The sequence below is a fragment of the Nostocoides australiense Ben110 genome (assembly GCF_001050535.1).
In the GTDB taxonomy this organism is placed as follows: domain Bacteria; phylum Actinomycetota; class Actinomycetes; order Actinomycetales; family Dermatophilaceae; genus Nostocoides_A; species Nostocoides_A australiense.
Genome location: NZ_HG764815.1, coordinates 4,189,554 through 4,197,280 on the forward strand (window position 1 = coordinate 4,189,554; position 7,727 = coordinate 4,197,280).

9 protein-coding genes and 2 pseudogenes are annotated in these 7,727 nt (G+C 68.8%); 4 read left to right on the forward strand and 7 right to left on the reverse strand.

Features of this window, described 5'->3' with window-relative positions; genetic code table 11:
• A partial coding sequence (locus tag BN11_RS20720; RefSeq protein WP_048695333.1) for a transposase occupies nt 1-479 on the forward strand: 479 nt, incomplete at its 5' end.
• A gap of 12 nt (nt 480-491) precedes the next feature.
• On the opposite strand, the gene BN11_RS20725 is transcribed toward BN11_RS20720, so the two are convergent.
• Nucleotides 492-791 carry a cytidine deaminase gene (locus BN11_RS20725; RefSeq protein ID WP_053084205.1) on the reverse strand — a complete coding sequence of 100 codons (300 nt, stop codon included), beginning with the start codon at nt 789-791 and terminating at the stop codon, nt 492-494.
• Between the two features lie 148 nt (nt 792-939).
• Between BN11_RS20725 and BN11_RS20730 the strand changes: the two genes are divergently transcribed.
• A complete protein-coding gene (locus BN11_RS20730) occupies nt 940-1,137 on the forward strand; it encodes a hypothetical protein (RefSeq protein ID WP_048700356.1) in 198 nt (65 codons plus the stop codon).
• Nucleotides 1,121-1,459, forward strand: a complete 339-nt coding sequence (locus tag BN11_RS20735) for a type II toxin-antitoxin system PemK/MazF family toxin (RefSeq protein WP_048700358.1) — start codon at nt 1,121-1,123, stop codon at nt 1,457-1,459. Before BN11_RS20730 ends, BN11_RS20735 begins: the two co-directional genes overlap by 17 nt.
• 289 nt (nt 1,460-1,748) lie before the next feature.
• Here BN11_RS20735 and BN11_RS20740 read toward each other — a convergent pair whose 3' ends face one another.
• The 5 genes and pseudogenes from BN11_RS20740 to BN11_RS20750 form a co-directional block, all read right to left on the reverse strand.
• Nucleotides 1,749-2,576, reverse strand: coding sequence for a nucleotidyl transferase AbiEii/AbiGii toxin family protein (locus BN11_RS20740; protein ID WP_201329331.1), 828 nt, complete (start codon nt 2,574-2,576; stop codon nt 1,749-1,751).
• A complete protein-coding gene (locus tag BN11_RS20745) occupies nt 2,573-3,145 on the reverse strand; it encodes a type IV toxin-antitoxin system AbiEi family antitoxin domain-containing protein (RefSeq protein ID WP_048700360.1) in 573 nt (190 codons plus the stop codon). The genes BN11_RS20740 and BN11_RS20745 overlap by 4 nt, the downstream gene beginning before the upstream one ends.
• A 161-nt stretch (nt 3,146-3,306) precedes the next feature.
• Nucleotides 3,307-3,411 (reverse strand): annotated as a pseudogene (locus BN11_RS26390) (DUF3024 domain-containing protein); the annotation flags it as partial.
• A 36-nt stretch (nt 3,412-3,447) separates the two neighbouring features.
• Complete coding sequence (locus tag BN11_RS23255) at nt 3,448-3,621, reverse strand: hypothetical protein (RefSeq protein WP_157044320.1); 174 nt, start codon at nt 3,619-3,621, stop codon at nt 3,448-3,450.
• A 273-nt stretch (nt 3,622-3,894) separates the two neighbouring features.
• Nucleotides 3,895-4,410, reverse strand: a complete 516-nt coding sequence (locus tag BN11_RS20750; RefSeq protein ID WP_235435574.1) for an ArsR family transcriptional regulator — start codon at nt 4,408-4,410, stop codon at nt 3,895-3,897.
• Nucleotides 4,411-4,804: 394 nt separating this feature from the next.
• Between BN11_RS20750 and mobF the strand changes: the two genes are divergently transcribed.
• Nucleotides 4,805-7,549 carry a MobF family relaxase gene (mobF, locus tag BN11_RS20755; protein WP_201329332.1) on the forward strand — a complete coding sequence of 915 codons (2,745 nt, stop codon included), beginning with the start codon at nt 4,805-4,807 and terminating at the stop codon, nt 7,547-7,549.
• Here mobF and BN11_RS24500 read toward each other — a convergent pair.
• A pseudogene (locus tag BN11_RS24500) lies at nt 7,520-7,727 on the reverse strand (hypothetical protein); the annotation flags it as partial. The gene mobF and the pseudogene BN11_RS24500 overlap by 30 nt on opposite strands.

Below are 7,727 nucleotides of genomic sequence, written 5' to 3' on the forward strand. Positions count from 1 at the left end.
CCAGCCACTCGCGCTACTTCTGGGGGCTCCGGCTGCACCTGGTGACCACCCTGCACGGGCTGCCCGTCGCGTTCGCGTTGACCGGAGCCAAGGCCGACGAACGAACCGTTCTGACCGACCTGATCGCCACCACCCCAGCTCTGGCCGGCGGCGGCCGGACCCTCATCGCGGACAAGAACTACTACGGTCGCGAGTTCGAATCCACCCTGGCCGCAACCGGATTCACGTTGTTGCGCAAAGCCCGGACCGGGGAGAACCCCCGACCAGGCGCCCAGTTCTTCAAACCCCTACGGCAAACCATCGAATCGGTGTTCGACACCCTCAAGGGCCAGCTCAGCCTCGAACGCCACGGCGGACGAACCCAAGCCGGCGTCATCGTCCGCGTCCTCCAACGACTCCTGGCCCTGACCACCGCCATCTGGCACAACGACCACACCAGCCAACCCGTCCTACGATCCCTAACCGCCTATGACCACTGACACCCCTTGGAATCAGTCGTCTAGGGGCACCAAGACGCAGATGTCGGGGTGCTGGTCCAGCATCACCTGACGACAGCGACCGCACGGAGAGATCACCCCGCGTCCACCGTCACCGACCGCGACCATGGTTGCCAAATTACCCGCGTGCGCTCTGGCCGCCACGCCGAGCACCACGAGTTCGGCGCACGGACCACCGTTGAAGTGATGGTTGTTCACGCCGGCGTAGATGTTGCCGTTCAGACCCAACGCCGCGGCGGCGACGGTGTGATTCGGGTCATCGCCGAGCGTTGCCGCAAGCTCGGTGGCAGCCACAAATGACAGCGTCGTCATTGGCCCAGCCCGTGAGTGCGATCATATCCGCACGCGGCGGCGCCAAACACCCGGAGTCGAACCCGCCCAAGCTCTTCGTCACGCTCTCCCCGCTGTAGACCAACCTATCTACAGCGCGTAGAATTGGCCCATGGGCGACACCACCACGATCCGGGTCAGCCGCCAGACGCACGGCCGCATCACACGATTGGCCCAGCAGCGCAATGAGACCATCGACCAGACGGTCGATCGGGCCCTGCGTGCGTTGAGACAGCTGTCGATGGGACGCGAGTTGAGCGACAAGCTCACCGACGAGGAAGAGACCTGGCTCGGTGCTGAACTCGGGTGACATCGTCGAGGTCGATCTCGGCACCCCGATCGGCAGCGAAGCGGGCCTGCGGCGACCAGCCGTTGTCGTGACCGCCGTCGGCGTGCTGCGAGGCGACCCCAACGTGGTGCAGGTCGTCCCCCTAACCCGGACCATCCGGTCCAGCGGGGCGGAGGTCTACATCGAGCCGGATGACGACAATCAACTCAGCGCCCCGTCGGCAGCACAGTGCCAGCACGTGCGCTCAGTTTCCATCACGCGGCTCACGACAAAGCAAGGCAACGTGGGACCCGTGACGCTCGCCGAGGTGCGCGAAGTGCTGGGACTGTTGCTGGATCTGTGACACGACCCAGGCATTCTCAGTCAAACCGGGGCAGACACCCACGCACCTGATCCGCAGAGTCAGACGTTGAAGCGGAACGAAAACCGGTGTACTCGACCGTCGTCGGTCGTCGTCGGTGAGGGCCGACAAACATGGTCTGACCTGCGGTTATGCGCTGATCCAGCAGCCGGGCGTCGTTGGCGGCGAACGGTCTTCGCGGGACTTCTTGCGGACTGTTTGCGGACCGCCGGGTGCCAGCGCCTCGCCATCTCGCCGAACCTTCAGCCGTCTCGCCGGCCACGCATCGCACTCACCCTTCGGCGATCCTCGTGATGAGGCCGTTGGCCCACGCGACCGCGTCACCGACTTCGGGAAGCACGTCGACGCCCTCGGTCGCGGCTTCGTAGAGGCCATCCCAGCCGACACCGAGCTCGACGCTCGGCGGCCACGAGTGGAGCCGGCGGTAGTCGAAGAATCGCAGACACGTCGCTCTGAGTTGGCCGAGATCCAGCTCTTCGTGCTTGTCGAGGAGTTGGAGGTCGACGAGGTCGCGGACGCGATCGCTTCCGGGCTCCGAGACGGCGTGGAGCTTCTGCGCGACCTGGTGATCGGCCCGCAGCACAGGGATCGGGTCGGGAGCAGGGAAGCCCAGATCGGTGAAGAGCTCCACCAGGTCGGCGGTGAGCCGGACCTCGGGCTCGACAGCGTCGTCGATCTCGTTGTGACCGAGTTCGAACTTGACCGTCCGCCACGAGCGGCCGAGGTACTCGAGCTTCACGTCGAAGGGCTGCATGACGTAGGCGACAGGAATGCCCTGGGGTCGCGGCGGCTTCCGATCGACCACGCGACCCGTGAAGCCACCCCAGCCGTGACCGAGCGCTGCTTCGAAGTCATCGATGAAGTGCGTCAGTGGATGGATCCGCGCAGCGTCCAGGTCCTGCGTGAACCGCGCATCGGCCCGCCCGTAGCGGAGCGCCATCGCGGTACCACCCTTCACCGCACCCTCGGGGAGCATCTGCCCGACGACGACCATGGCCATGGTTGTCTGCCGGCGCAGCGACCCGGTGTCGTGGGGCTCGAGGTTGCGGATCCGTTGCTCGAGCGACCTCAGGTTGGGTGGTGGAGTCGAGTACTTCAAGAGGCAGCCGTCCGGCCAAGGGCCTTGCCGAGCTCGCGCTGGACCTTCGCGTATTCGACACGGGTCACCAGGCCCTGCTTGCGAGCATCCCGGGCCGCCTCGCGCAGTCGCGTCGGCTCGATCCTGCCGAGACAGTCCAAGATCGCGTCAGCTACCCGCATCGCCAGCAGGCCCTCGTAGCGAGTGAGGCCGCGAGCCTCACCAGGAGGCGGGGCGGCCACCTCCATGAACGCCGGAAACCTGGCTCGCGTTCGCTTGGGGGCGATGACACGGACCTTCCGGGGGTTCACGTCAGCGAGACCGAACAGCGCCAACACGGAGTCGCCACGCAGATATGCGCCTTCCCCCACCCGCAGGAGTGCCTCGGCGAACTGGTCGAAGGCAGTGCCGGGCGCGTCAGGAACTCGGTAGATCCCATATGCGACGTGGATGAGAGCCCCTCGGGCAGCCAGTTTGCGGAGCTCGACCGCCGGAACACCGGCCGAGGCTGCCTGCCGGGTGGTGACGAAGCCGTACTCCCCGAGCGCGATCTCACGCACTCGATCCCGGTAATTCGATCCGACAGCCATGGCGCAACCGTACCAATATCGGTACGGTTGCGCCAGTCGCCAAGTGACTATCCCCAGAAGTTGGGGCCGCCACTCGTCTCGATGTGATCGAGAAGCGCCCGGACGTTCTTGGTCGGGGGTTTGTGATTGTCCTCGAGGAACTTCAGGTTGCGGTCGCGCCACTAGATCGCCCAAGGTCCCGTCGACTGCGTATGGCGCAGGCGGGCGATCGGGAACCGGGTGTGCTCACCAAAGCCGTCCCAAGGTGGCCGCACCTCGACGATGTCGGCGGAACTCCTTGCGGACTGTTTACGGACCGCCGGTCAGGTCGAGAGGCCACTGGTGAGGGCGGCGTCGAACAACGTCCGCGCGACCTGTTCGGCCTTCTCGGTCGCCGCTGCCCCCACCGGCTTCGCCTCATAGCGGTCCTGGTTGCGGGCGCGTCGCAGGCGGTCGAACTCTCGCGCTGCCTTCTCTGCCGGAGGCTTGTCGAACACCGTGCGCAGGTAGCGGCCGAGCGCCTCGTGCTGGCCTGGCCCGTTGGTCGTCCGGAAGCCGTACGCCGCCAGCAGCGCCTCGCCGGTGTCGTGACAGGCGTCGTAGGCGACGCCGTACCCGACGGTGAGCTCGTGAGCAGCGGCAGCTGGTCCAAGCGCTCTTGGCCTGCCGCAGGCACGAGGTCCCCCGCGCGAGGTCTGCGGGCACGGCGTCGAGACGTCGCGCCTCGACCAGGGCGAGGACCCTTGTCTGTTGGACGCGGGTGAGCGGGGTCAGTGCCGCGGCAGCCCTCCGATGACGGCGACTGCCGGGCCGCTGCGCACGGTGTCCAAGAAGCCGGAGGACGCTGCGAACTCCTCAGGAGTGAGGATCGTCGGGGTCACGGGACGGTGCACCGCGGCCTCGACGCGCGTGCACGCCTCGTAGACCGCATCCACATCGGGCTCACCGAGCACCATGAGGTCGATGTCGTGCGGGGCCGGACCGGCATCACCGAGCAGCCGCGCCGCGAAGGAGCCGTAGAGGAACGCAGCCACGATCCCGTCGATGCGAGCAAGCTCCTCGGCCAAGATCACCACCGGGCCGGTCACGACCGTGAGGATCTCGCGCAACGGCTCCACCAGTGGGCTTTCAGCGTTGGCGCGGATCAGCCTGGTGCGGCCCACGTGTCGCTCGCTCAGGATGCCGGCATCGATCAGGCGAGCGACTTCACGGTGCGCGGTCGAGTAGGCCAGGCCGGCCCGCTCGGCCAGGTCAGTGAGACTCAGCTCGTCCCCGGTGAGCAACACGGTGGACAGGAGACGTGCCTGACCATCCGACCGGAAGATCGGAGCCAGGAGAGGCGCCTCAGTTTCTCATATAGCTGAGGTTATCCTCCATGATATCGATAGTCAGCGAGCGGCTCTCCGACCTAGAAGAGAGCCGCCCTCGCCGAGTTCGGAGGCCTTGGATGCCGAACTCGACGACTCCCCTACCGGCTCATGGTTTTCCGGCTCTTCGCGACCCTTCCTACCGTCGCCTCGTCGACAACCGTTGGCTCGTCACGGCCCCAGGAATCCCTCACCGGCATCCCTCAGATTCCCTCTCCACCACCTTCATTCACAGCGGCACGCATGCTACGAAGGACGTAGATGGGCCGCCCGCAATCGGGCGGCCCACGCGGCATTTCTAGGGGTCCGTTGGTTGTCGACGGACATCGTGAAGGTGGTGGTCCGGGTGCACGGAGGGGTGAAGTTCTACCGCGGAGCACCGAGGGCTGCCCGGGCCTACGTCGAGCGCGACCGATCGCGCGCGGACGACTACTACCTCGCGGAAGGCAACGGCGTCGCGACGCGCTTGGTCGCCACCCCCAGCGGCGTGCGAAGCATGGGCTGCATGACCGGCGAGGTGTACGAGCAGTGGGTCGCCGGCTTCGACCTGGAGACGATGACGCCCAAGGGCCGCATCCGAACCGACGACAACGCGTTGCGCTTCGTCGAGGCGGTCGTCAACGGTCCCAAGACCTGGTCGCTGGCGGCCGCTCTGCATCCTGAGGTCTCGGCCGCCCTGGACCGAGCCCAGGACAAGGCGGCCACCGAGATCGTCGGCTGGGTCGCGGCGCACGCGACCACCCGCGTCGGCCCTCGCGGGCGCCAGGTCCAGGTTCCTGTCGAGTCCATCGAGGCCGCGGTCATCCGCCACTACACGTCTCGCGCGGGCGACCCGCACCGCCACCTCCACCTGCAGATCAACGCCCGCGTCTGGGCGGCCGGCGCGTGGCGGGGTATCCACTCCGTCGGCGTCCGGGACAGCATCGAGGCGATCAACGGCATCGGCCACGCCGCCGTCGCGACCGACCCGGAGTTCCGGGCGGTGCTGGCTGCGCACGGGCTGACCGTCGACCCCGAGACGAGCGAGATCCGCGAGCTCGCGCCGTACGTCGGCGCCTTCAGTGCCAGGGCCGCGCAGATCCGCCGCAACGTCGACCGGCTGGAGGCCGACTGGCGAGAGGGGCATCCCGACCAAGAACCGGGTCCTCGGATGCGTGAGGTGTGGGACCGGCGGGCCTGGGCACAGGCACGACCCGACAAGGTCGTGGCCAGGGACGGTCGCGAGCTCGTCGACCGATGGAACGGCGAGCTCCGCGAGCTCGGCTACCGAGACCCGGCCCACGCCGTCCCCCTCCGGCGGACGCTGCCGGGGTGGATCGACCGCGACGCTGCCGCTGACCTGGTCGTCTCGATGCTCGGCGCCAGGCGGTCGGCCTGGAACGCGCCTGACATTCGCGGGAAGACCGAGGTCCTGCTCGCCCAGACGGCGCTCGTCGCGGACGCCGCCGCCCGGATCGAGCTGGCGGAGGACGTCACTGCCCGGGCCGTCGTGCGCTGCACCCCGCTGCTGACCCGACGCGACGTCCCCGAACACGTCCGATCTCTCACCTCGCCCGGGGTCCTGGCCGTCGAGGGTGACCTCATCGCCCGGATCGCCCGACGCGCCGACCAGTCCGCTTCCCTGAGACGTGCCGACAGCCTCGACTCGCGTCAGGGAGAGCCCGCCCACGACGACGCCGTCCGCGCACTGACGAGCACCGCGCCCCTCGTGGTCGTCGAGGGAGCCGCCGGACCGGGCAAGACCACGGTGCTGCGCTCGGTCCGACAGCAGTTGGCGTACCACCGTCGGCGACTGGTCGTGGTGACCCCGACGATGAAGGCCGCCGACGTGGCCGCGCGTGAGACCGGAGCCGAGGGACACTCCGCCGCGTGGCTGATCCACCAGCACGGCTGGCGCTGGGACGACGACGGGCACTGGTCCCGGCAGTCCGACCCCGGACCCTGCGAGTCGGCAGCCCTTCGACCTGGGGACCTGCTCGTGGTCGACGAGGCCGGGATGCTCGACCAGGACACCGCCCGGGCGCTCCTCACCCTCGCCGACGAAGCCGGCGCCCGGGTCGCGTTCATCGGGGACCGCCACCAGCTCCCGGCCGTCGGCCGGGGCGGCGTCCTCGACCACGCTGTCGCCTACGCGGACCCGGCGGCGGTCGTGACCCTCGAGACCGTGCGCCGATTCACCGACGAGGCCTACGCCATCCACAGCCTCCGGATGCGCGAGGGCTACCGAAGCGACGAGGTGTTCGACGCCCTCCTCGCACGCGGTCAGATCGTCGTGCACCCCTCCGACGTCGAGCGCACAGCGGCGCTCGCGCGCCTCGGTGCGGCCGGCGACCTCGTCATGGCCGACACCCGCGAACAGGTCGCCGACCTCAACGCGGCCATCCGCGCGCAACGCACGGACGTCGATCCCCTCTCCGGAGGCCGCTCGGCGGTGACCACCAGCCGCGGCGAGACACTCACGGTCGGCGACCGGGTCGCGACGCGCCGTAACGACCCCGACCTTCGCGTCGCGAACCGACAGACCTGGACCGTGACCGGCGTGGGCAGCGACGGCTCGGTGACCCTCCACGATCGGGGACGAGACCAGATCGTCCCCGCCGAGTACGCGCGCAAGCACGTCGAGCTTGCCTACGCCACGACCGTCCACGGAGCCCAGGGCGAGACCGTCAGCCGCGCCCACGTCGCCCTGACCGGCTCCACCGGCGCCGCCGCGGCGTACGTCTCCATGACCCGCGGCCGAGCCGGCAACACGGCGCACCTGGTCGCCGAGACCCTCGAGGACGCCAAGCAGCAGTGGGTCGACGCGTTCGCGCGCAACCGGTCCGACCTCGGCCCCGCCCGGGCCCGGGAGGCCGCCCTCGAGGACATCGAACGGTACGGACCCGCGCTGCGGCCTGAAGCGTCCTTGCAGGCTGGGGAACGACGGCACCGAGAGCGGGAACAACGGCACGGCCCCTCACGGCAGTTGGGGCTCATGGGGCCCTCCGTGGGGCGTCGGAAGGTGTCAAGCCGTTTGAGACATCTGCGGTCAGGCGCTTTGTATGAGGGCCTCCCGTGAGGGTTGGTTGATCCACGCGGCGGTGGGCAGTTTCGGCGGTGCCGGCCGGCGGTGGCCGAAGCGGTCGGGGTGCGCGGCGTAGGCAGCGTCGAGGGTGGCCTGCCGCTGAGCGCGGACCTCGGTCGCGGTGCCGTAGTGGACCGAGGCGGGGGTGTGCAGCCCGATCCCGCAGTGGCGG